The sequence below is a fragment of the Sphaerimonospora mesophila genome (assembly GCF_001417795.1).
GTDB lineage: Bacteria > Actinomycetota > Actinomycetes > Streptosporangiales > Streptosporangiaceae > Sphaerimonospora > Sphaerimonospora mesophila.
This window is the reverse complement of sequence record NZ_BCBX01000033.1, coordinates 437,900-458,733: the sequence shown is the minus strand read 5'-3', so window position 1 is coordinate 458,733 and position 20,834 is coordinate 437,900. Positions and strand designations below refer to the sequence as shown.

Below are 20,834 nucleotides of genomic sequence, written 5' to 3'. Positions count from 1 at the left end.
CGGCGCCGATGCTGACGGCGGGGCGAACGGTCATGGGCCGACGAGGAGCGTCAGCAGCAGCCAGACCGGGACGAGCGTGAACAGCAGGGAGTCGAGGCGGTCCATCGCTCCGCCGTGGCCGGGCAGCAGCGAGCTCATGTCCTTGATGCCGAGATCACGCTTGATCACCGACTCGACGAGATCCCCGAGGGTGGCGCAGACGACCACGACCGCGCCGAGGACCGCCCCCTGCCAGTAGCCGGAGTCGAGCCGGAAATGGACGAGTAACGCCCCGGCGACGACGCAGGCGAGCGCCGATCCGGCGAAGCCCTCCCACGTCTTCTTGGGGCTGATGAGCGGCGACATCCGGTGCTTGCCGAAGAAGATGCCGGCGAAATATCCCCCGATATCGCTGCAGACCGTCACGGCGATGAAGATGACGACCCGGTCGGCGCCGTCCTCCGGCTTCAGCAGCAGCGGCACGAACCCGGCGAACAGCGCCGGGTAGACCGCGACGAACATGCTCGCCGTCGCGTCCCTGACGAAGCCGTCGGCGCCCTGGAACATCCGCCAGATCAGCAGGACCATCGCGGTCACCGCGAACGCGCCGACGAGGAAGGGGACCCCGCCCCAGTACGGACCGACGACCATCGCCGCCATGCCGGCGAGCAGCGGCACCACCGGCACCCGGATGCCGTGGATCGCGAGCGCCTTGACCAGCTCGTGCACGCCGACGCCAACGGCGGCCAGGACGACGACCAGGAAGGCCGCCTTGACAATGTAGAGCGAGCCGATGACGACCACGCCGAGCACGACGCCGACCGCCACGGCGGCCGGCAGGTTCCGGCCCGTACGGCTCCCGCCCCCGGCGGCCGCGGCCGCTCCGAAGGCACCGCCGTCGCCGGCGGCCGACTTCCTGTCGGGCCCGTTCTCCGAGGTGGCGGCCGTTGCGTCCAAAACGTCCTACTCCCTATACGCGTGATCCTTGTGCCACGCCGCCGTCGCACGGCGCGGCACAAGGATCACGGTCGTACCGGTCCGTCGGCCCGGGTCGCGTCCGTCGCTCCCCGCCGCCGAGGTGTCGGTCAGACCTCGAGCAGCTCGGCTTCCTTGCCCTTGAGCAGCTCGTCGATCTTCGCGACGTGCCTGTGGGTGAGGTCGTCGAGCTCCTTCACCGCGCGGTGGACCTCGTCCTCACCGGCCTCGCCGTCCTTGACCATCTTGTCCAGGATGTCCTTGGCGTGACGGCGGATGTTCCGCACGGAGACCCGGGCGCCCTCCGCCTTGTTCCGGGCTATCTTGACGTACTCCTTGCGGCGCTCCTGCGACAGCTCGGGGAACACCACGCGGATGACCGCGCCGTCGTTGCCGGGGTTGACCCCGAGATCGCTGTCCCGGATGGCCTTCTCGATCGCGTTCAGCGAACCCTTGTCGTACGGCTGGACAAGGACCATCCGGGCCTCGGGGACGTGAAACGACGCGAGTTGCTGGATCGGAGTTGGCGACCCGTAGTAGTCCACGTTGATCTTGTTGAACATCGAGGGGGTGACGCGGCCGGTGCGGATACCCGAGAAATCCTCCTTGGCGACCGCCACCGCCTTTTCCATCTTCTCCTCCGCCTCGAGGAGGGTTTCGTCGATCACTGCGGCTCCCTATTTCCCTGCCGGACTCACCAGCGTGCCGATCTTCTCACCGCGAACCGCCCGCAGGATGTTGCCCTCGCCCATCAGATCGAAGACCACGATGGGCAGGCCGTTGTCCATGCACAGGCTGATCGCGGTGGCGTCCATGACCCCGAGACCTCGCGTCAGCACCTCACCGTACTCAAGCTGGTCGAACCGTACCGCATCGGGGTTCTTCCGCGGGTCCGCGTCGTAGACGCCGTCGACCTGCGTGCCCTTCAGCAGCGCCTCGGCGCCGATCTCCAGAGCCCGCTGCGCCGCACAGGTGTCGGTCGAGAAGAACGGCGATCCCAGCCCGGCGCCGAAGATGACCACTCGCCCCTTCTCCAGGTGCCGGATCGCCCTGCGCGGCAGGAACGGCTCGGCGACCTGCTGCATCGTTATCGCGGTCTGCACACGGGTGTCGATCCCGCGCTTCTCCAGGAAGTCCTGCAGAGCGAGGCAGTTTATGACGGTCCCGAGCATGCCCATGTAGTCGGCACGGGCACGGTCCATGCCCTGTTCGGACAGGGCGGCGCCGCGGAACATGTTGCCGCCGCCGACCACCACCGCCACCTGCACGCCCTCACGGACGGCCTCGGCGACGGAGTCGGCGAGCTGGGCGACGACGAGCGGGTCGATGCCGAGCGTGTCCCCCCCGGCGAACGCCTCTCCCGACAGCTTCAGCATCACCCGCTTCCAACGCAGCGGCCCGTCGTACGACGAAGCCGCCGGCGTGGCGGGTCTGATGTTTTCCTGCACGGCGGCGGCCTCCTCGAAATATCCCAGGGTCAACGGCTCTTGGCGGTAAGCCTAAGCCTGCCCCACCTTGTACCGGGTGAAGGCCAGAACCTTGACACCGGCCTCGTCCGCGACCTTGGCGATCGTCTTCTTGTTGTCCTTCACGAACGCCTGCTCCAGCAGCGTGAAGTCCTTGTACCAGCCGTTGACGCGGCCCTCGACGATCTTCGCGATGGCCGGCTCGGGCTTGCCCTCCTCGCGGGTCATCTGCTCGAACAGCGACCGCTCCTTCTCGATCACCTCCGCCGGCACCTCGGCGGGGCTCAGGAACCTCGGCGCCATCGCGGCGGTGTGCTGCGCGATGTCCTTGGCCACCTCGGCGTTCGGCTGGTCGAGCTGGATCAGCACGCCGACCGCCGGCGGAAGCTGCGGGTCGGTCTTGTGCATGTACGACACGATGTACCCGCCGTCGAGCACGGAGAACCGGCGGATCTCGATCTTCTCGCCGAGCGTGGCGTTCGTCTCGTCGAGCAGCTCCTTGACGGTCTTGCCGTTCAGCTGGGACTCCAGCAGGGTCGGCACGTCTCCGGGCTTGGTCGCCAGGACATGGGCGACGATGTCGGCGGCGAGCTGCTGGAAGCGCTCGTTCTTGGCGACGAAGTCGGTCTCGCAGTTGATCTCCAGCAGCGCGGCCAGGGAGTCGCCCTCGTGCTTGACGGCCACCAGGCCGTTCGAGGCCGTGCGCGCCTCGCGCTTGCCGACGTCCTTGGCGCCCTTGAGACGCAGGATGTCGACGGCCTTGTCGAAGTCGCCAGCGGACTCCTCGAGCGCCTTCTTACAGTCCATCATGCCGGCGGCGGTCATCTCGCGAAGCCGCTTGACGTCGGCCATGTTCACGGAAGCCATTGTTCTGATTTCCTCTTCAGGACCAGGATGCGAATCGTCATGGGGGGCGGGCGCCCGCCGGTGTGTTCCAGCGGCCGGGCGCCCGCCCGATGAAGCGTGTCGCCGTTCCCGTACGGCTCGGCCGTACGGCGGCGGGAGCGTGCGTCAGGCCTGCTCGCCCTGAGCGTTCTGCGCGCTCTGGTCGGCCTGCTCCGCAGGCTGCTCGGCGGCCTGCTCGGCGGCGGGGGCCTCGCCGGCCTCGGCCGCTTCGGCGGCGGGGGCGGAGCCTTCGAGCAGCTCGCGCTCCCACTCGGCCAGCGGCTCCGCGACGGCGACACCGGCCGCCGGCTTCTCCTCACCGCGGGAGGCGCCGGCGCGGGTCATCAGTCCGTCGGCCACGGCGTCGGCGACCACACGGGTGAGGAGGCTGACGGCGCGGATCGCGTCGTCGTTACCCGGGATCGGGTAGTCGACCTCGTCGGGGTCGCAGTTGGTGTCCAGGATCGCGACGACCGGGATGCCGAGCTTCTTGGCCTCGTTGATCGCGATGTGCTCCTTCTTGGTGTCCACGACCCAGATCGCGCTCGGGACGCGGGCCATGTCGCGGATGCCGCCGAGGGTGCGCTCCAGCTTCTCCTTCTCGCGGCGGCGCATGAGGAGCTCCTTCTTCGTGAGCCCGGAGCCGGCCACGTTGTCGAAGTCGAGCTCCTCCAGCTCCTTGAGACGCTGGAGCCGCTTGTGCACGGTCGAGAAGTTGGTGAGCATGCCGCCCAGCCAGCGCTGGTTGACGTACGGCATGCCGACGCGCGACGCCTGCTCGGCGATAGCCTCCTGAGCCTGCTTCTTGGTGCCGATGAACATGATCGTGCCGCCGTGCGCGACGGTCTCCTTCACGAAGTCGTACGCGCGGTCGATGTACGACAGCGACATCCGCAGGTCGATCATGTAGATGCCGTTGCGCTCCGTGAGGATGAAGCGCTTCATCTTGGGGTTCCACCGGCGCGTCTGGTGGCCGAAGTGAACGCCGCTCTCAAGAAGCTGCCGCATGGTGACGACAGGGGCCATGGTGCTGTTCCTCCATGGTCGCGTGCCCTCGGGCACTGGCCTCGGTTGGTCACGCGGGCCCGTTGCCCGCGTCCTGACGCCCCGGGCCATCTTCACCGGGCGAGGTCGTGTTCTGGTGAACACGCCCCGGTCCGGACCGAGGAGACGGCCCCTGGTCGTGTCTCGCGCGATCTCGCGATCCGCGCGGACACTCCCGTGAACGGGCGTGCGAATTCGGCCCGCACAAGCAGGCCGTCGAACAGTCTATACGGATCCGCCTTATCAGGTGACGACCGCTTCGTCGGCACCGGCGGCACCGGCGGCTTCGCGGGCGTGCGGCGCGGCCCCGCGCGGCGCCCGCGGGAACAGTCGGAGGTGGACCTCCGCCAGCCGGGCCCCTGTGGGAGCGTCCTCGGCCGCGCGCTCGGTCACCCGGTACGGATGGATGAGCTCGTTGATCCGCTCGGCCAGCGCTCGCAGTTCCTCGGCGTCGACCAGCAGCACCGCATGGGTGAGCCAGGCCGCGGCCCGCCACTCGCGAGACTCCCGGTCAGACTGCGCCAGGTAGTCGGCCAGCCGCTGCGCCGCCGCGGCCAGAACGGTGTCGATCACGGCCCGCTGCGCCTGAACGATGTCTGGGCTCAGCTCACCCTCGGGGTCCTCGAACCCCCAGCCGCGCTGGAGCGCCCGCCACACCCGCTCCCTGCCGTCCCCTCTGGGCGGCGCATCCGCCACGAACCCGTGTTTGGCCAGCGTTCGGAGGTGATAGCTGCACGCGCTGGGTGACAACCCGGTGACCTGGGCGCACTCCGTGGCCGTCGCCGGCCCCTCGGTCTGCAGCCGGGTCAGGATGGCCAGCCGGGCGGGATGCGCCATCGCTCGCAGGACTCCGGTGTCGGTGACCCGCCGGTACTCCTCCGACCGAACGCTCGTCATATCACCCCACGCTACCCGGTTCCAAGATATGAAGTCTTTACTTCACAACTATGAAGCACTAGTTTCACAAATATGTCGATCCCCTCCGTTGAGACCTCCGCCTCTCCCGAGTCAGGCGGCCCCGTCCCGTTACGGCGCCAGCGGGACTACCGGCTGCTCTGGTCGGCCCGAGCGGTCTCGGAGACCGGCAGCGAAGTGGCCCGGCTCGCGCTACCGCTCACGGCGGCCACCGTGCTGGCCGCGTCTCCGATCGAGATGGGCCTGCTCACCGCCGCTTCGACGGTCCCGTTCCTGCTGGTCGGCCTCCCGTCGGGCGCGCTCGCCGACCGCGTGATCCGCCGCAGGCCGGTGATGGCGACGTGCGAGGTCGCCGCCGGCCTCGCCGTACTGTCCGTGCCCGCGGCCTGGCTGGGCGGGCTGTTGAGCATCCCCTGGCTGATCGCGGTCGCGCTGACCGTCGGTGTGTGCACGGTGCTGTTCCGTTCGTTCAACCTTCCCCACCTGACGTCCGTGGTGGCGCCCTCGCAGCGGACAGCGGCCCTGGCGGGTTTCCAGTCCGTGTTCGCCATCGCCCAGATGTGCGGACCGAGCCTGGGCGGCCTGCTCGTCGCCCTGCTGACCGCCCCGGTGGCCGTCGTGGTCAACGCGGTCACGTTCCTGGCGTCCGCCCTCTGTCTCAGAGGCATCCGCGCACCGGAGCACGGGACGCGCAGCCGACGAAGGGGCATGCTCCGCGAGATCGGCGAGGGCATGAGCGCGCTGGTGAGGCACGGCACGCTGCGCGCGCTCTGCGCCACCGGGATGATCGTCAACTTGCTCGGCGCGGCCCAGCTCGCGCTCTTCGTGCTGTTCGCCGTACGCGTGCTGGGCCTTCCCGGCGCTCTGGTGGGTGTGGCCGCGACCGGGTTCGGCGTCGGCGGGCTGCTCGGCGCCGTGCTCGCACCCCGGCTGGCCCGCCGGTTCGGCGAGAACCGGGTGCTCCTCGGCTCGGTGCTGTTCTTTCCCGTCGGATTCGTCGCGACGGCGGCGGCCGGGGGCCCGGTCTGGCTCGTCGTATGCCAGCTCGGCGCGGCAGAGGTGGTCACGGGTGTGGCCATCGTCTGCTACAGCGTCTGCGCGAGCTCCGTGACGATGCGTGAGGCTCCCGCCGAGTTGCTCGGCCGGGTGAACGCCACGATCGGCTTCGCCACCCAGGGCGTGATGGCGCCGGGCAGCATGCTCGGCGGCCTGCTCGGAGCGTCAATCGGGCTCCGGCCCACGCTGTGGGTGTGCTCGATCGCCGCGCTCCTCGTCATCCCCTGCCTGTGGCTGTCGCCCATTCGGCGCGGTGCTCGCCCCGCCGCGGCGGGCTCGACCAGTGCGGCTCCGCTCCCTCGATCAGCCCCGGCGGCCGCACGTAGGTGAGGGCGCCGAAAGCGCTGGGCATGGTGGCCAGCAGTCCGTCGGCCGACGGCTGCGGAATCCCGGCGCCGTCGACCCTGCCGAGATCGTCGAGCCAGCCGGCCGTGCGCGCCAGGCCCACCTCTACGTGCCACGATCCGCCCTCGGCCCGGCGGCGCAGCAGCGCGGCGACCGCGCCGAAGGCGGCGAGGAAGCCGCTGCCGTGATCGAGCGCCTGGGCCGGCAGTGGAGCAGGCCGGGATCCGTCGCCGTTCTCGTGGGCGATTCCGCAGGCCATCTGGACCAGACTGTCGAAGCCCCGTCTGTCGCCCCAGAGACCGCGGGAGCCGTACGCGGAGATGTCGACGCAGACGATTCCCGGCCGCAGCGCCGCGAGATCGGCCGGCCCGAACCCCCTGGCCGCCAGTGCCCCAGGCCGGTACGCCTGAATGACCACGTCGGCCTCCCGGACGAGGTCGCGCAGTGCCTCGGGCTCCGAGCGGATATCGATGTGGCACGACCGCTTGCCGAACGCCGTCTCGACGACGAGCCCGGGCACCTCGGGCAGATGGGCGGCGCCGACCCGCAGCACCTCCGCCCCGTGAGCGGCGAGCGTGCGGGCGGCCACCGGCCCGGCGATCACCCGGGTCAGGTCGAGGACGCGCACCCCGCTCAGCGGCCGCTCCCCCTTCGGCGGTTCGTCTCGTCCGGACGGCCCGGCCGCACCCGAGGTGCCGGGCAGGCGGGTGAGCGCGACCAGGGGCCGCTCCGCGACCACGCGCGCCTGCGGGTGCGCGAGCCATTCGGCCCGGCTGCGCATCGCGGCCGCGCCCCCGCCCTCGCGGGTCACCGCCTCCTCGACGTCGAGGGCCGTACGGCTCTCGCAGGCGCGTGCGACGTCCTCCACGGTCGCCCCGGCCGGCAACTCCAGTGCCCGGAGCGCGGCGTCCCGATGGTGTGCGAAGTTGCAGTGCAGCCTGACCCAGCCGTCCCGGGTGCGATGGTCGCCCGACAGGGGCGCCCAGACATCGAGGTGCTCGCCGTCGACCTGGAAGTGTCGCTCGCTCTGGAAGGCCACCGCCGCGTGTCGCATATCGACGAGCACCTCCGGCGGATCGGCGGGCCTCCAGTAGGCGGCCACGGCGGCGGTCGCCGCGCCCACGCACACGGTGGCGGCCGTGCCGACCCGGAAGACGGACGGCAGCACCGGGTCCGCGCCGGTCACGCGGACGTCCGGCAGGGCGACCCCGACTCCCTCGCCGAGTTCCCGGATGAGCTCCCCGATCATGCCCGTCGCCCCCTCCCCCACTTGACCGCGATTCTCCGCGGGGAGTTGTCCACAGAACGCCGTTCGGCCCATCGAGGGTAGCCCTCGGTCGGCGACCGTCGGGGCCGGAGGTGGTCACATGGCCGCGAAAGATCGACTGGGCAGACGCGGCGAGCAGCTCGCCGCGGACTTCCTCGAGGCGGGGGGCATGCGGATTCTCGCCCGCAACTGGCGATGCTCGCAGGGTGAGATCGACATCCTCGCCAGGGACGGCGACACGCTGGTCGTCGTGGAGGTGAAGACCCGCTCCGGCCGCAGCCACGGCACCGCGTTCGAGGCGGTCACCCTCGAGAAGCTGCGGCGTCTGCGGCGCCTGGCGGGCCGGTGGCTGGCCGGGCGGTCCGAGACGTTCGGCGCGATCCGGGTCGACGTGGTCGCGCTGGAGCGGTTCGCCGGCGACTTCGCCGTACGCCACGAGCGCGGAGTGATCTGACATGGCCGTGGCGAGGACCCGGTGCGTCGCGCTGGTGGGCGTCACCGGCCGGATGGTCGAGGTCGAGGCCGACGTGGGGCCCGGAGTCGCGGGCACGCACTTCATCGGCCTCCTCGACACCGCGACCAGCGAGGCACGCGGGCGGGTGCGCTCGGCGTTGATCAACAGTCGCTTCGCCTGGCCCGACACACGGATCACGGTCAGCCTGTTCCCGGCGAGCCTGCCCAAGCGGGGCTCGATCTTCGATCTGGCCATCGCCGTCGCCGTGCTGGGCGCGGCCGGTGCCGTCCCCGCGCACCGCATCGCGGATCCGCTGTTCCTCGGCGAGCTGGGGCTCGACGGCAGGGTGCGGCCGATCAGGGGCGTGCTGCCCGCCGTGCTGGCGGCGGCGGAGGCGGGAATCGGCACGGTCGTCGTGCCCGCGTGCAACGCCGCCGAAGCGGCCCTCGTGCCCGGCCTCACCGTGCTCCCCGTCACCCGCCTCGGCGAGCTCGTGCGGTGGCTGCGCACCGGCGACCTGAACCGCCTGCCGATCGCCGCCGGACCGCCCGTGCCGCCCACCGGGGCCGCCGATGCCGGGTCCACGACGAGCGGGCCGGAGAGCACGCCCGACCTGCGGGACGTGGCCGGTCAGCCGCTCGCGCGCAGGGCTCTGGAGGTGTGCGCGGCCGGTGGGCACAACCTCTGGATGGTCGGCCCGCCGGGCACAGGAAAGACCATGCTGGCCGAGCGGCTGCCGACCCTGCTGCCCCCGCTCGGCCGCGAAGAGGCCCTGCAGGCGTCGGCGATCCAATCGGTGGCGGGGACGCTCCCGGCCGGTCGGCCGCTGCTCACCCGGCCTCCGTTCGTGGCTCCGCATCACAGCGCGACGGTGGCCTCGATCGTGGGCGGCGGCAGCGGCGGGACGGTGCGTCCCGGCGCGGTGTCGCTCGCGCACCGGGGGGTGCTGTTCCTGGACGAAGCCCCCGAGTTCGCCGCCTCCGTGCTCGAGTCTCTGCGTCAGCCGCTCGAGTCCGGCACGGTGACGATCGCGCGGGCGAGCGGGACGATCACCTTTCCCGCTCGCTTCATGCTCGTCCTCGCGGCCAACCCGTGCCCCTGCGGCCGTCCGGGGACGTCGCGGGAACCCTGCCGGTGCACGCCGGGCGCCCGGCGGCGCTATCTGGCGCGGCTGTCCGGCCCGCTGCTCGACCGGATCGACGTGAAGGTGCGGGTCGGCCGGGCCACCCGGGCCGAACTGCTGGCGGACCGGCACTTCACCGAGTCGACCGAGGTCGTGGCACAGCGGGTCCTGCTCGCGAGGGAACGTGCCGCCCGGCGGCTGGCGGGGACGCCCTGGCGTGCGAACGCCGAGGTGCCGTCCGCCGCCCTGCACGACGAGTTCCGCCTGCCGAGCGAGGCCCTCGCCCCGCTGCATCGTGGCCTCGACCTCGGCACGCTCGGCGCGCGTGGGCTCGACCGAGTGCTCCGCCTGTCCTGGACCCTGGCCGACCTCGCGGACCGGGAGATCCCCGGCGAGCAGGAGACGTCCGGGGCGCTGGCGATGTGGCTGGGGGTGGACTGATGGGGGGACGTGAACCGATGGGTGAACCGCTGGAGGAGACGGGACGAGACGAGGGCCGGGCCGACACCGGGGCTCGGGCGGAGGGCCCGGCGGAGGCCCGGCACGGCGTCCCCGAGGATCACGCCCGGGAGGAGGAGCGGGCGGCCCGGGCCGCGCTCATGCGCATGGCCGAGGCCGGTGATCCGGTGATGGGCCGGCTGATCGCCGCGTACGGCCCGGTGGCCGCGCTGGAACAGGCTCGGCGCGGCGGGCTGGAGCCGGAGTTCGTGCGGCGGGAGGCCGCGCTCGCGTCGGCGTCGCGGCGCCGTCTCGATCTCACCCGGCTCGTCGCGGGTTGGGCCGCCCGCTACACGGACCCCGAGGCCCTGCTCACCGCGGGACTGGAGCAGGGGGCCCGGCTGGTGGTCCCCGGCGACGCCGAGTGGCCCACCCAGCTCGACGACCTCGCTGACCGGCGGCCGTTCGGACTGTGGCTCGATGGGCGGGCCAACCTGCGCTTCGCCTGCCTGCGCTCCGTCTCGATAGTCGGAGCACGGGCCGCGACCGCCTACGGGACGACCGTCGCGAGCGATCTCGGCTCGGGACTCGGCGAGCGCGGCTGGTCGGTGATCAGTGGTGGAGCCTACGGGATCGACGGCGCCGCCCACCGCGGCGCGCTGGCGGCCGGGGCGGCGACGGTGGCCGTGCTGGCCTGCGGTACGGACGTCTGCTATCCAACGGCTCACGAGGAGTTGTTCCGCGCCGTGCGCTCCCATGGCCTCGTGATCAGCGAATGGCCGCTGGGCTTCCATCCCACGAGGCCGCGGTTTCTCGTACGCAACCGGGTGATCGCCGCACTGTCGCGCGGCACGGTCGTCGTCGAGGCCGCGGCGCGGAGCGGAGCGCTCAACACCGGAGGGCACGCCGCCGACCTGAACCGGCATCTGATGGCCGTGCCCGGCCCGGTCACCTCGGAGACCTCGGTGGGCTGTCACGTGCTGATCAGGGAGGGCAGGGCGGTCTGTGTGACCTCCGCCGACGAAGTGATCGATCTGGTCGGCTCCATCGGGACCGACCTCGCCCCACATCCCCGGGGACCCGTGCTCCCCCGGGACGCGCTGAACGACGAGACGAGACGGGTGCTGGAGGCGGTGCCCGCCCGTGGCGGGACGGGGCCCGCCGCGGTCGCCGTCGCAGCCGGGGTGGATCTCACCACGGCCCTCGCCTGCCTCGGCGGGCTGGCCGCCGCCGGATTCGTCGAGCAGTCGAACCGCGGCTGGCGACTCCGCCGCTCCCGGTAGTCCGATTCATCGAGATCACGAATGGGTCGACGGTTAGCATGCGAATCATGACCGTCCGCATCTCGGCAACGATCGACGTGGGGGACGGCAGGGAGATCACCCTGGGGGTCACCTGAGATGTCGTCCAACGGGTTCGAGCCGGTCCTGGCGGCGTTCGAGCGCCATCTTCGCCTGGAGCGAGGTCTGTCGCCGCACACCGTCAGGGCGTACCTGGGAGACATCGCCTCGCTGTTCGCGCACCTGGCGGCCGCGGAGCGGGAAAGCACCGGTCTGGAGGCGATCGCCGCTCTCGACGTCGCCGCTCTCCGCGACTGGCTGGGAGATCAGCATCGGGCCGGGCTGTCCCGGGCCACGCTGGCACGTCGAACGGCGTGCGCGCGGGCCTTCACGGCCTTCTGCCACCGGCGCGGCTGGTCGGACCACGATCCCGGGTTGCTGCTGGGCACCGCCAAGCCGCGCCGGAGCCTGCCCAAGGTGCTGGACCAGGCGGAGGCCCGGGCCGTACTCGACGGGGCCGCGGCCGACCGGACGAGTTCCGGCGATCCCAGGGACCTGCGCGATCAGGCGATCATGGAGCTGCTCTACGCCACCGGTGTGCGGGTGAGCGAGCTGTGCGGTCTCGACCTGGACGACGTCGACCGCGATCGCCGGACCGTGCGGGTGCTGGGCAAGGGCGGCAGGGAGCGAACGGTGCCCATGGGAGCGCCCGCGCTGCGCGCGCTGGACGCCTGGTGCGTGCGCGGCAGGCCGTCGCTGGTCCGCGAGAGCTCAGGGCCCGCCCTCTTCATCGGAGTGCGCGGGGGCCGGATCGACCAGGGCACGGTCAGGCGGATCGTGCACGCGCGGCTGGCGGAGATCGACGGAGCACCGGACATGGGCCCGCACGGCCTCCGGCACACCGCGGCCACCCATCTGCTCGAGGGCGGAGCCGACCTGCGCAGCGTTCAGGAGATGCTCGGCCACGCGTCGCTGTCCACCACGCAGATCTACACCCATGTGTCCGTCGAACGGCTCAGAGCCGCGTATCGGCAGGCTCACCCACGGGCCTGACCTGACTCTCCCCCGGCCCCGTCTCCGGCCAGGACGGCAGCAGGCGGACCCTGCCGAGGCCGAACAGCGCGAGGGGATCGAGGTAGCTCCTGCCGCGGAGGAGTCCCCAGTGGAGACAGACCCTCCGGCAATGTCCCACGACATCCTCGACCACCCCGATCACGTCGCCCGCTGCCACCCGTCCGCCGGCCACCACCGATGCCCGGACCGGGAGATAGGTGGTGCGCAGCCCGTTCGGGTGCGCGATGACGACGACGCCTCGCCCGGCCACCCGGCCGGCGTATCCGACGATTCCCGGACCGGCCGCGTGGACCTCGTCGCCGGCCCGCGCCGCGAGATCCACCCCACGGTGGCCGGCGAGCCACGGCCGGGGCGGCGGATCGAAGCCTCTGATCACCTGGCCGCGAACACCGAGCGGGCGACGCCATGACATGACCGCCGGGGCCGGCGATCCGCCGTCCGGGCCGTCGCCCGCACCAGTGGGCGGCGGCGGCCGCGACGAGAGGCCGATGCCGGACCAGGTGGTCACGAGGCAGGCGAGCAGGCAGATGACCGAGCGCATGCCCCAACAGTGCGACAGGCGGACGGCGCCCCGGCCCGCCGAACCCGGTTCTGGGGAAAACCGGGCTCGAGATCGGTCAGCTCGAGAATCCCTCCTTGGGCATCTCCAGATCCGGCTTGGCCAGTTCCTCTATGTTGACGTCCTTGAAGGTCACGACTCGCACGTTCTTCACAAAGCGCGCGGGACGGTACATGTCCCACACCCAGGCGTCCTGCATCTTCACGTCGAAGAAGACGTCACCGTTCTCGGCCGTCCGGACGTCGAGATCCACCGAGTTGGTCAGATAGAAGCGCCGCTCGGTCTCTACGACGTAGGTGAACAGTCCCACGACGTCGCGGTACTCCCGGTAGAGCTGCAGCTCCATCTCGGTCTCGTACTTCTCGAGATCTTCCGCGCTCACTCCGGACCTCCTCTTCCGCTCCCCGTCGCGATCGCCCTTTCAGACGACACCGGCCCCCACCTCATTCTCTTGCATGCCCCCATCCTGCCCGGTCGACGGGCCCGCGTCCTGGATCTCCGCTCCACGAGTCACCCTGGCCACCGTCACGAACGAGAACCGGTGATGGGGGCTGGGTCCATGTTGGGCCAAAGCCCGTCGATGGCCGGACGTGACGTAACCCTTGTGGACGGCGAAGCCGTACTCGGGAAACACCTCGTCCAGGCCGCGCATCAGGCGGTCCCTGGTCACCTTGGCCACGATCGAGGCCGCCGCGACGCAGGCCGCGACCTGGTCGCCCTTCCATACGGCGAGCGACGGTGCGGGAAGGCCGGCCACCGGGAACCCGTCGGTCAGGATGTAACCGACATCGATGCCCAGCCCCGCCACCGCCCGGCGCATCCCCGTCACGTTGCACCTGTGCAGACCCCTCGCGTCGATCTCCTCTGGGGGGATGACGACGACGCCGACCGCGCGCGCCGTCACGGTGATGTGGTCGTAGAGGCGCTCCCGGGCGGCCTCGGTGAGGAGCTTGGAGTCGGCCAGGCCGTCGATCTCCCGGCCGAGCACCACCGCGGCGACCACCAGCGGCCCGGCGCAGGCACCACGGCCTGCCTCGTCCACCCCGGCGATCGGCGTGAACCCCCGTCGTGCCAGGGCCCGCTCGTAGCCGTACAGTCCCGAATCCCGCCGCACCACACTGGGACGCGGGCGATACAAAGGCGTCATGACGACAAGCACATTACGCCCCATTCCGCCTCGGCGATACGGCCCGAACCCCCACCTCGGGCAAAAGCCCAGGTGAATCGGGACCGGCGAGATCAGCGGACCGCGGCGAAAGTCTCCGGCGGGGACAGCCAGGAAAAGCGCGAGAACGGCCAGAACCGGACGAAGGCCCGGCCGATGACGTCGTCCTCGGAGATCGTGCCCAGATGCCCGTCCTCCAGGAACGTACGGGAGTCCATGGAGTTGTTCCGATGGTCGCCCATCAGCCACAGCCGTCCCGGAGGCACCTTCACCTCGAACTTGCGCCCCGAGGGATAGACCCCCGGATACAGATAGGCGCCCTCCTCCTCGAGCGGGGTGCCGTTGACCGTGATCCGGCGCTTGGTGTCGCAGCATTTCACGGTGTCGCCGCCCACGCCGATGACCCGTTTGATCGTGTCCTCGCCGTCCCAGCCCTTGAAGACGACGATGTCGCCCCGATCCACGTCGCCGAACTTGTAGGCGAGTTTGTTCACCGCCACGTAGTCGTTCAGCAGCAGCGTGTTCTCCATCGACCCGGAGGGAATGTAGAACGACTGCAGGACGAACGCGTGGACCAGTAGGGCCACCACGATCCCGCCGAGCCCGTACAGGATCGTGTCGCGGAGCCCCGACCCCTTCTTCTCGGTCTCTTCGGTCTTCTCGGTCTTGCCGGTCTTCGTCATGACCTTCCTCTACCGACTGGCTGATCTGCGGTTCTTGAGTCTGCGGCGCATCATCACCAGTGGTACGGCTCCCGCGAAGCCCGCCAGCACGGGGGCGGCCCCGCCCACGGTTCCGGCGGCCTTCAGCGCGGGCTGGGCGAACGTGTCGGGGATCGGCAGGACCTGGGCCCGGTCGAACGGCCAGACGATGACGAAGGCGCGGCCGATCACCTGGTCCGCGGGGATCGCGCCGCCTCCGGGATCACCCGTGTGGCGCCGCGAGTCGGAGGAGACGGCGCGGTGGTCGCCCATCACCCACAGCCGCCCGGGTGGCACCGTGACATCGAAGGGCGTATCGGAGGGCGCGTCTCCCGGGTGCAGGTATGCCTTCTCGTCCAGCGGCACCCCGTTCACCGTCACGCGGCCCTCACCGTCACAGCACTTCACCCGGTCGCCCGGCAGTCCGATGACCCGCTTGATGTAGTCCTTCTCCCCCGGGACCACGCCGAAGGCCGTGCCGATCCAGCGGGCGGCCGCGGTGATCGGGTTCGACGGCTCCTCCAGACGCACCTCGGGATCCCAGGAGTCCACGCCCGAGAACACCACGACGTCGCCGCGCTCGATGTCGCGGACGTGGTAGACGAGCTTGTTGACGAGCACGCGGTCGTTGATCAGCAGGGTGTTCTCCATCGACTCCGACGGGATGTAGAACGCCTGCACGACGAAGGTCTTGATGAGCAGGGCCAGGCCGAGGGCCACCACGATGAGGACGGGGAGCTCCCGCCAGAACGAACCCTTCTTCTCTTTGGGACCATCGGCGCTCTGCTGGATGTCTTCGGCGACCACGTCCACCCCGTCCTCGGCAGGGGGGCACACGCCGAACCCCTGACCTTCGCTAGTCAACGGTGCTGAGCCTAAATGATGTCCGCGGTGACCAGTGGCGTGGACGCGGCGTCACCGCCAAAAGAAAGTGGTCCGTACCGATGGCACGGACCACGATCGACACTCCTTGACCTACTTGGCGGCCGGCGTCGCCTCACGCTTCTCGCGGATGCGCGCCGCCTTGCCGCGCAGGTCGCGCATGTAGTAGAGCTTCGCCCGGCGGACATCGCCCCGGGTCACCACGACGATCTTCTCGATCACCGGGCTGTGCACCGGGAAGGTCCGCTCGACGCCGACACCGTAGCTGATCTTGCGAACGGTGAAAGTCTCACGCACGCCGCCGCCCTGCCGACGCAGGACGAACCCCTTGAACACCTGGATACGGGACCGGTTGCCCTCGACGACGCGGACGTGGACCTCCAGCGTGTCACCCGGGCGGAACGCCGGAATGTCGCTGCGTAGAGCAGCCTTCTCGAGCTCCTGGATCTGCGTGTGCATGGCGGCGGTTCCTCGCTGACATGGGCACGCGGAGGTCCACCCGGCCGGGCCGACGAGGCTCGGCGACGAGGGGGACACGCGCGCTTGGCTTGATTTACGTCCGGTTGTGCTGCGGCCGGGACCGGGCGACACCCGGCCACCCGAAAAGCGGCAGCAGCGTCTTAGTTTGCCACATCATGAGGCCGCGCGCGAAACGGGACTCCGCAAGCGGCCTCGAACTCCGCCAGGATCTTCCGGTCGTCCTTGTCGAGACCGGCCGGATCGAGCCGGGCGACCAACTCGGGCCGCTTCTCCAACGTGCGCCGGAGGGCCTGGTCACGCCGCCAGCGGGCGATCTTCCCGTGGTGGCCGGACAGCAGGATCTCGGGCACCTCGTGGCCGCGCCACACCGGTGGCTTGGTGTAGACCGGGCCCTCCAGAAGGTTGGCCATCGGTCCGGGGGCGAAGGAGTCGTCGGCGACCGATCGGGCGTTTCCGAGAACACCGGGCAGCAGCCGCCCAACGGCCTCGACGATCACGAGGACGGCCGCCTCACCGCCCGCCAGCACGTAATCGCCGATGCTCACCTCGTCGACCCGCAGGCGGGAGCCGTACTCGGCGGCGACGCGGGAGTCGATGCCCTCGTAACGGGCGGGTGTGAACAGCAGCCAGGGCTCGGCGGCGTATTCGATGGCCGTCTCCTGGGTGAACGGCCGGCCGCTCGGCGTCGGCACGATCATCCGTGGCGCCCCGGCCGGTTCGCCCAGCGCCGACCGGCCTGCGGAGATCACCGCGTCGATGGCCTCGCCCCAGATCTCCGGCTTCATCACCATGCCGGGGCCCCCGCCGTACGGCGTGTCGTCCACGGTCTTGTGGACGTCGCGGGTCCAGTCCCGCAACTGGTGAAGATGGATCTCGAGGATGCCCCGCTCCCGCGCCTTGCCCACCAGCGACACATCGAGCGGAGCGAAGTATTCGGGAAAGATCGAGATGATGTCGACGCGCATGCGTGGCCTCCTCCTGCTCGCCGTCGCCCTACTCGGACTCGCCGAGATCGAACAGGCCGGGCGGCGCGTCGACGACCAGGACGCCCCGGTCGAGATCGACCTCGGGGACGAGCGCCTTGACGAAAGGAACGTAGGCATCGCTCCGCGCCGGACGGCGGACCACGAGGAGGTCCTGCCCGTGGTGGAGGACGTCGGTGACCTCACCGACCCGCTCGCCGGCCACGGTCAGCACCGCCAGGCCGATGAGCTCGTGATCGCGGAACTCGTCGGGGTCGGCGGAACGCGGGACGTCGGCGGAGTCGATGACGAGCAGCGTGCCCCGCAGTTCCTCGGCGGCGTCACGGTCGGTCACGCCGGCCAGGGCCAGCAGCAGGATCCCCTTGTGCCAGCGTGCTCCCTCGACCGTCAGCGGCCCGGCTTCCGCCGGGTCGGTGGCGAGCGCCGTACCGGGGGCGAAGCGCACGTCGGGGTCGTCGGTGCGCACCTCGACGGTGACCTCGCCCCGCACGCCGTGCGGCCGGCCGATCCTGCCCACCACCAACTGCACTTGTCGCCTTCTTCCAGAAACGAATCTCGCCGGCGCCGGACCCCCGGAAGCCGAGCGGGGGACCCCATGCGGGGTCCCCCGGAGATCAGGTCGTCCTCAGCGGACCTCGTCCAGATCGACCAGGTCGATCCGTACGTACCTGCCCTGGGACAGCCCGTTCACGACCGTGCGCAGTGCCCTGGCCGTACGGCCGCCGCGGCCGATGACCTTGCCGAGGTCTTCCGGATGGACCCGGACCTCGAGGACGCGTCCGGTGCGGATGCGTCGCGCGCGGACCCGGACGTCGTCAGGATGTTCGACGATGCCCTTGACCAGATGCTCGAGGGCCTCCTCGAGCATCTCAGGCCTCGCCTTCCGGCTTCTCCTCGGCGGCCGGCGCCTGGGCTGCCGGGGCCTCGGCGGTCGCTTCGGCCTTGGCGGGCTTCCTGGCCTTCTTCTGGGTGGTGGCCGCACCGGTGTCGCCGGTCAGCGTCTCCTTGGCCGCGGCCTCGTAGGCGGCGTGGCGGTCGGGCTTGGGCTCGGCCACCTGAAGCGGCGTCGCCGGAGCGGGCTCGCCCTTGAACTTCTGCCAGTCGCCGGTCAGCTTGAAGATCTTGAGAACCGGGTCGGTCGGCTGCGCGCCGACGCCCAGCCAGTACTGCGCCCGCTCGGAGTTCACCTCGATGCGCGAGGGGTTCTCCTTCGGGTGGTACAGGCCGATCTCCTCGATCGCACGGCCGTCGCGCTTGCTCCGGCTGTCGGCGACGACGATGCGGTACTGCGGGTTGCGGATCATCCCGAGCCGCTTGAGCTTGATCTTGACTGCCACGAGTGTGGTCTCTCCTGCATTAGAGCGTGGGTGAGCGGTGTCTCATCGAGTGGGGCACGATGTGAACCCGCCCGAGGGACAGACGCGACCGGCGGGGGTGAGAGGGCACCCGCCTGGTCACGATGTTCCAGCCAGACATTCTGCCAGATGGCTCGGGATGCTCGGGCATCTCCTCGCCATCATGGCGTCAATGCCGGAGATCGCGTCAGTTCTGGCCCGGCAGCTTGAACTTCGACGGGTCGAAGCCCGGCGGGAGTTCCAGGCCGGGGGGCAGTTGCCCGGCGCCGAGGTTGCCGAGTGCGCCCATGCCCTTCGGCAGCGAGGGCGTGCCGCCCGTACCGGAGGCGGCCTTGCCGCGCGCCGCCTTGCGGGGGTCGCCGCTGACGCGCCGGCCCTTCTTGGCCTTCTGCGCCTTCTGGCCCTTGCCCCGGCCCGGCATGCCGGGAATGCCCAGACCCTGGGTCATCCGCTTCATCATCTTCTGCGCTTCGAAGAAGCGGACGACGAGGTTGCTGACCTCGGTGACGGTGACCCCGGAGCCCTTGGCGATGCGGGCCCGCCGCGAGCCATTGATGATCTTCGGTTCCCGGCGCTCGCCGGGGGTCATGGAGCGGATGATGGCGGCGATGCGGTCGAGGTCCCGGTCGTCGACCTGGTTGAGCTGATCGCGCATCTGCCCCATGCCCGGCATCATGCCGAGCAGGTTCTTGATGGGGCCCATTCGGCGGACCATCATCATCTGCTCGAGGAAGTCGTCGAGCGTGAAGTCGTCACCGGAGGCGAGCTTGCCCGCCATCTTGGCGGCTTCCTGCTCGTCGAAGGTCTTCTGGGCCTGCTCGATCAGGGTGAGGATGTCGCCCATGTCGAGGATCCGGCCCGCCATCCGGTCCGGGTGGAAGGCGTCGAAGTCCTCGAGCTTCTCGCCGGTGGAGGCGAACATGATCGGACGGCCGGTGACATGCCGGACCGACAGCGCGGCGCCGCCCCTGGCATCGCCGTCGAGCTTGGTCAGCACGACGCCGTCGAAGCCGACCCCCTCCATGAACGCCTGAGCCGTGCTCACGGCGTCCTGACCGATCATCGCGTCGACCACGAACAGCACCTCGTCCGGGCTGATCGCGTCGCGGATGTCGGCCGCCTGCCGCATGAGCTCCTCGTCGATGCCCAGCCGTCCGGCGGTGTCGACGATGACCACGTCGTGCTGGCGGCGCCGGGCGTGGTCGATCGACTCCCTGGCCACCTCGATCGGATCGCCGACGCCGTTGCCCGGCTGGGGCGCGAAGACGGCGACCTCGGCCCGCTCGGCCATGACCGACAGCTGCTGTACGGCGTTGGGCCGCTGAAGGTCGCACGCCACGAGCAGCGGAGCGTGGCCCTGGTCGCGCAGCCACTTGGCCAGCTTGCCGGCGAGCGTGGTCTTTCCCGATCCCTGGAGACCGGCGAGCATGATGACGGTCGGCGGGGTCTTGGCGTGGCGCAGCCTGCGCGTCTCACCGCCCAGGACCGCGATCAGCTCGTCATTGACGATCTTCACGACCTGCTGGGCGGGGTTGAGCGCCTGGGAGACCTCGGCTCCGCGCGCCCGTTCCTTGACCCGGGCCACGAAGTCCTTCACCACCGGCAGCGCGACGTCGGCCTCGAGCAGGGCGATGCGGATCTCGCGGCAGGTCGCGTCGATGTCGGCGTCGGAAAGCCTGCCCTTGGACCTAAGGGAGGAGAAGACCGAAGTCAGCCGGTCGGAAAGCGTCTCGAACACGTGAGTGGCCAGCCCTCGAAGCGATTGGACGGGTGAATGGACCGGACTCCAGCCTATCCGGCCCCACGGCCTCCGCGCCCGTCCGCGCGCCCGCTCATCGGCCGGGCACCCCGACGTGCGTGGTCAGGGCGTGCTCCACCAGAGTGATCAACGCACTCTTGACCGACTCCCGATCACGCGCGTCCGTACGCACGATCGGGATATGCGCCCCCAACGTCATCGCCTCCCGAATCTCCTCCTCACCATGCGGAAACCGCCCATCGAACCCATTGATCCCCACCACGAACGGCAACCGCGCCTCCTCGAAATAATCCACCGCCGGAAAACTGTCGGCCAGCCGCCGCGTATCCACCAGCACCACCGCACCGATCGCCCCCCGCACCAGGTCATCCCACATGAACCAGAACCGATGCTGACCCGGCGTCCCGAACAAATACAAGATCAAATCACGATCCAGCGACACCCGCCCGAAATCCATCGCCACCGTCGTCGTCGTCTTATGCGGAACCAACCCCACATCGTCCACCCCCGCCGACGCATCGGTCATCACCGCCTCCGTCGTCAACGGCATGATCTCCGACACCGCCCCCACGAACGTCGTCTTCCCCACACCGAAACCACCCGCAACGACGATCTTCGTCGACGTCAGCCCCCGACCGGAACCGGCCAC

General features: G+C 70.4%; 24 protein-coding genes. 5 read left to right on the top strand and 19 right to left on the bottom strand.

Annotated features, from left to right (window positions below; genetic code table 11):
• Positions 1-30: 30 nt before the first annotated feature.
• The 6 genes from AP234_RS12095 to AP234_RS12070 form a co-directional block, all read right to left on the bottom strand.
• Positions 31-936 carry a phosphatidate cytidylyltransferase gene (locus AP234_RS12095; RefSeq protein ID WP_083502013.1) on the bottom strand — a complete coding sequence of 302 codons (906 nt, stop codon included), beginning with the start codon at positions 934-936 and terminating at the stop codon, positions 31-33.
• Between the two features lie 128 nt (positions 937-1,064).
• Positions 1,065-1,622, bottom strand: coding sequence for a ribosome recycling factor (frr, locus tag AP234_RS12090; RefSeq protein ID WP_055479655.1), 558 nt, complete (start codon positions 1,620-1,622; stop codon positions 1,065-1,067).
• 9 nt (positions 1,623-1,631) lie between these two features.
• Positions 1,632-2,330 carry a UMP kinase gene (gene pyrH / locus AP234_RS12085; protein WP_235558133.1) on the bottom strand — a complete coding sequence of 233 codons (699 nt, stop codon included), beginning with the start codon at positions 2,328-2,330 and terminating at the stop codon, positions 1,632-1,634.
• Between the two features lie 123 nt (positions 2,331-2,453).
• Positions 2,454-3,287, bottom strand: a complete 834-nt coding sequence (tsf, locus tag AP234_RS12080) for a translation elongation factor Ts (protein ID WP_055479654.1) — start codon at positions 3,285-3,287, stop codon at positions 2,454-2,456.
• A gap of 144 nt (positions 3,288-3,431) precedes the next feature.
• Complete coding sequence (gene rpsB, locus AP234_RS12075) at positions 3,432-4,331, bottom strand: 30S ribosomal protein S2 (protein WP_055479653.1); 900 nt, start codon at positions 4,329-4,331, stop codon at positions 3,432-3,434.
• A gap of 261 nt (positions 4,332-4,592) precedes the next feature.
• A complete protein-coding gene (locus AP234_RS12070) occupies positions 4,593-5,246 on the bottom strand; it encodes an ArsR/SmtB family transcription factor (protein ID WP_063842867.1) in 654 nt (217 codons plus the stop codon).
• A 72-nt stretch (positions 5,247-5,318) separates the two neighbouring features.
• On the opposite strand from AP234_RS12070, the gene AP234_RS12065 reads away from it, so the two are divergent.
• Positions 5,319-6,650, top strand: coding sequence for an MFS transporter (locus AP234_RS12065; RefSeq protein ID WP_063842866.1), 1,332 nt, complete (start codon positions 5,319-5,321; stop codon positions 6,648-6,650).
• Here AP234_RS12065 and AP234_RS12060 read toward each other — a convergent pair.
• Positions 6,538-7,914, bottom strand: coding sequence for a CoA transferase (locus tag AP234_RS12060; RefSeq protein WP_055479652.1), 1,377 nt, complete (start codon positions 7,912-7,914; stop codon positions 6,538-6,540). The genes AP234_RS12065 and AP234_RS12060 overlap by 113 nt on opposite strands.
• Positions 7,915-8,032: 118 nt before the next feature.
• On the opposite strand from AP234_RS12060, the gene AP234_RS12055 reads away from it, so the two are divergent.
• The 4 genes from AP234_RS12055 to AP234_RS12040 all read left to right on the top strand — a co-directional run bounded on the left by AP234_RS12055 (position 8,033) and on the right by AP234_RS12040 (position 12,280).
• Positions 8,033-8,386 carry a YraN family protein gene (locus AP234_RS12055; RefSeq protein WP_055479651.1) on the top strand — a complete coding sequence of 118 codons (354 nt, stop codon included), beginning with the start codon at positions 8,033-8,035 and terminating at the stop codon, positions 8,384-8,386.
• A 1-nt stretch (position 8,387) separates the two neighbouring features.
• A complete protein-coding gene (locus AP234_RS12050; protein WP_055479650.1) occupies positions 8,388-9,950 on the top strand; it encodes a YifB family Mg chelatase-like AAA ATPase in 1,563 nt (520 codons plus the stop codon).
• Between the two features lie 17 nt (positions 9,951-9,967).
• A complete protein-coding gene (gene dprA / locus AP234_RS12045; RefSeq protein WP_083502012.1) occupies positions 9,968-11,230 on the top strand; it encodes a DNA-processing protein DprA in 1,263 nt (420 codons plus the stop codon).
• Between the two features lie 117 nt (positions 11,231-11,347).
• The gene (locus tag AP234_RS12040; RefSeq protein WP_055479649.1) at positions 11,348-12,280 is read left to right on the top strand and encodes a tyrosine recombinase XerC; all 933 of its coding nucleotides are present in this window, start codon (positions 11,348-11,350) and stop codon (positions 12,278-12,280) included.
• Here the strand turns inward: AP234_RS12040 and AP234_RS12035 are convergent.
• The 12 genes from AP234_RS12035 to AP234_RS11980 all read right to left on the bottom strand — a co-directional run bounded on the left by AP234_RS12035 (position 12,243) and on the right by AP234_RS11980 (position 20,813).
• Positions 12,243-12,842 (bottom strand): M23 family metallopeptidase, encoded by a 600-nt coding sequence (locus tag AP234_RS12035; RefSeq protein ID WP_063842865.1) that lies wholly within the window; start codon positions 12,840-12,842, stop codon positions 12,243-12,245. The genes AP234_RS12040 and AP234_RS12035 overlap by 38 nt on opposite strands.
• A 76-nt stretch (positions 12,843-12,918) precedes the next feature.
• Positions 12,919-13,242: a DUF2469 domain-containing protein gene (locus AP234_RS12030; protein WP_036327164.1), complete on the bottom strand. Its 324-nt coding sequence runs from the start codon at positions 13,240-13,242 to the stop codon at positions 12,919-12,921.
• A gap of 39 nt (positions 13,243-13,281) precedes the next feature.
• Entirely contained in the window at positions 13,282-14,007 is a 726-nt protein-coding gene (locus AP234_RS12025; RefSeq protein WP_055479648.1) for a ribonuclease HII, read from the bottom strand.
• A 92-nt stretch (positions 14,008-14,099) separates the two neighbouring features.
• Positions 14,100-14,708 carry a signal peptidase I gene (gene lepB, locus AP234_RS12020; protein ID WP_055479647.1) on the bottom strand — a complete coding sequence of 203 codons (609 nt, stop codon included), beginning with the start codon at positions 14,706-14,708 and terminating at the stop codon, positions 14,100-14,102.
• Positions 14,709-14,717: 9 nt separating this feature from the next.
• On the bottom strand, positions 14,718-15,590 hold the full coding sequence (gene lepB / locus AP234_RS12015; protein ID WP_083502011.1) for a signal peptidase I: 873 nt from the start codon (positions 15,588-15,590) through the stop codon (positions 14,718-14,720).
• A 111-nt stretch (positions 15,591-15,701) separates the two neighbouring features.
• The gene (gene rplS / locus AP234_RS12010; RefSeq protein ID WP_055479645.1) at positions 15,702-16,067 is read right to left on the bottom strand and encodes a 50S ribosomal protein L19; all 366 of its coding nucleotides are present in this window, start codon (positions 16,065-16,067) and stop codon (positions 15,702-15,704) included.
• A gap of 161 nt (positions 16,068-16,228) precedes the next feature.
• Positions 16,229-17,053 (bottom strand): tRNA (guanosine(37)-N1)-methyltransferase TrmD, encoded by an 825-nt coding sequence (gene trmD / locus AP234_RS12005; RefSeq protein WP_055479644.1) that lies wholly within the window; start codon positions 17,051-17,053, stop codon positions 16,229-16,231.
• 28 nt (positions 17,054-17,081) lie between these two features.
• Positions 17,082-17,600 (bottom strand): ribosome maturation factor RimM, encoded by a 519-nt coding sequence (gene rimM, locus AP234_RS12000; RefSeq protein ID WP_055479643.1) that lies wholly within the window; start codon positions 17,598-17,600, stop codon positions 17,082-17,084.
• A gap of 96 nt (positions 17,601-17,696) precedes the next feature.
• Positions 17,697-17,939 (bottom strand): RNA-binding protein, encoded by a 243-nt coding sequence (locus AP234_RS11995; protein WP_055479642.1) that lies wholly within the window; start codon positions 17,937-17,939, stop codon positions 17,697-17,699.
• Between the two features lies 1 nt (position 17,940).
• A complete protein-coding gene (rpsP, locus tag AP234_RS11990; RefSeq protein ID WP_055479641.1) occupies positions 17,941-18,408 on the bottom strand; it encodes a 30S ribosomal protein S16 in 468 nt (155 codons plus the stop codon).
• Positions 18,409-18,613: 205 nt separating this feature from the next.
• Complete coding sequence (gene ffh / locus AP234_RS11985) at positions 18,614-20,164, bottom strand: signal recognition particle protein (protein ID WP_055479640.1); 1,551 nt, start codon at positions 20,162-20,164, stop codon at positions 18,614-18,616.
• A gap of 94 nt (positions 20,165-20,258) precedes the next feature.
• Entirely contained in the window at positions 20,259-20,813 is a 555-nt protein-coding gene (locus tag AP234_RS11980) for a GTP-binding protein (RefSeq protein ID WP_235558132.1), read from the bottom strand.
• Between the last annotated feature and the right edge of the window lie 21 nt (positions 20,814-20,834).

Coding starts and splice junctions, on each gene's coding strand:
- lepB (WP_055479647.1), bottom strand. CDS start 14,708: ATGACGAAGACCGGCAAGACCGAGAAGACCGAAGAGACCGAGAAGAAG.
- rplS (WP_055479645.1), bottom strand. CDS start 16,067: ATGCACACGCAGATCCAGGAGCTCGAGAAGGCTGCTCTACGCAGCGAC.
- rpsB (WP_055479653.1), bottom strand. CDS start 4,331: ATGGCCCCTGTCGTCACCATGCGGCAGCTTCTTGAGAGCGGCGTTCAC.
- AP234_RS11995 (WP_055479642.1), bottom strand. CDS start 17,939: ATGCTCGAGGAGGCCCTCGAGCATCTGGTCAAGGGCATCGTCGAACAT.
- pyrH (WP_235558133.1), bottom strand. CDS start 2,330: ATGCTGAAGCTGTCGGGAGAGGCGTTCGCCGGGGGGGACACGCTCGGC.
- trmD (WP_055479644.1), bottom strand. CDS start 17,053: ATGCGCGTCGACATCATCTCGATCTTTCCCGAATACTTCGCTCCGCTC.
- AP234_RS12050 (WP_055479650.1), top strand. CDS start 8,388: ATGGCCGTGGCGAGGACCCGGTGCGTCGCGCTGGTGGGCGTCACCGGC.
- dprA (WP_083502012.1), top strand. CDS start 9,968: ATGGGTGAACCGCTGGAGGAGACGGGACGAGACGAGGGCCGGGCCGAC.
- AP234_RS12040 (WP_055479649.1), top strand. CDS start 11,348: ATGTCGTCCAACGGGTTCGAGCCGGTCCTGGCGGCGTTCGAGCGCCAT.
- AP234_RS12025 (WP_055479648.1), bottom strand. CDS start 14,007: ATGACGCCTTTGTATCGCCCGCGTCCCAGTGTGGTGCGGCGGGATTCG.
- AP234_RS12035 (WP_063842865.1), bottom strand. CDS start 12,842: ATGCGCTCGGTCATCTGCCTGCTCGCCTGCCTCGTGACCACCTGGTCC.
- AP234_RS12070 (WP_063842867.1), bottom strand. CDS start 5,246: ATGACGAGCGTTCGGTCGGAGGAGTACCGGCGGGTCACCGACACCGGA.
- AP234_RS12065 (WP_063842866.1), top strand. CDS start 5,319: ATGTCGATCCCCTCCGTTGAGACCTCCGCCTCTCCCGAGTCAGGCGGC.
- AP234_RS12060 (WP_055479652.1), bottom strand. CDS start 7,914: ATGATCGGGGAGCTCATCCGGGAACTCGGCGAGGGAGTCGGGGTCGCC.
- tsf (WP_055479654.1), bottom strand. CDS start 3,287: ATGGCTTCCGTGAACATGGCCGACGTCAAGCGGCTTCGCGAGATGACC.
- AP234_RS12055 (WP_055479651.1), top strand. CDS start 8,033: ATGGCCGCGAAAGATCGACTGGGCAGACGCGGCGAGCAGCTCGCCGCG.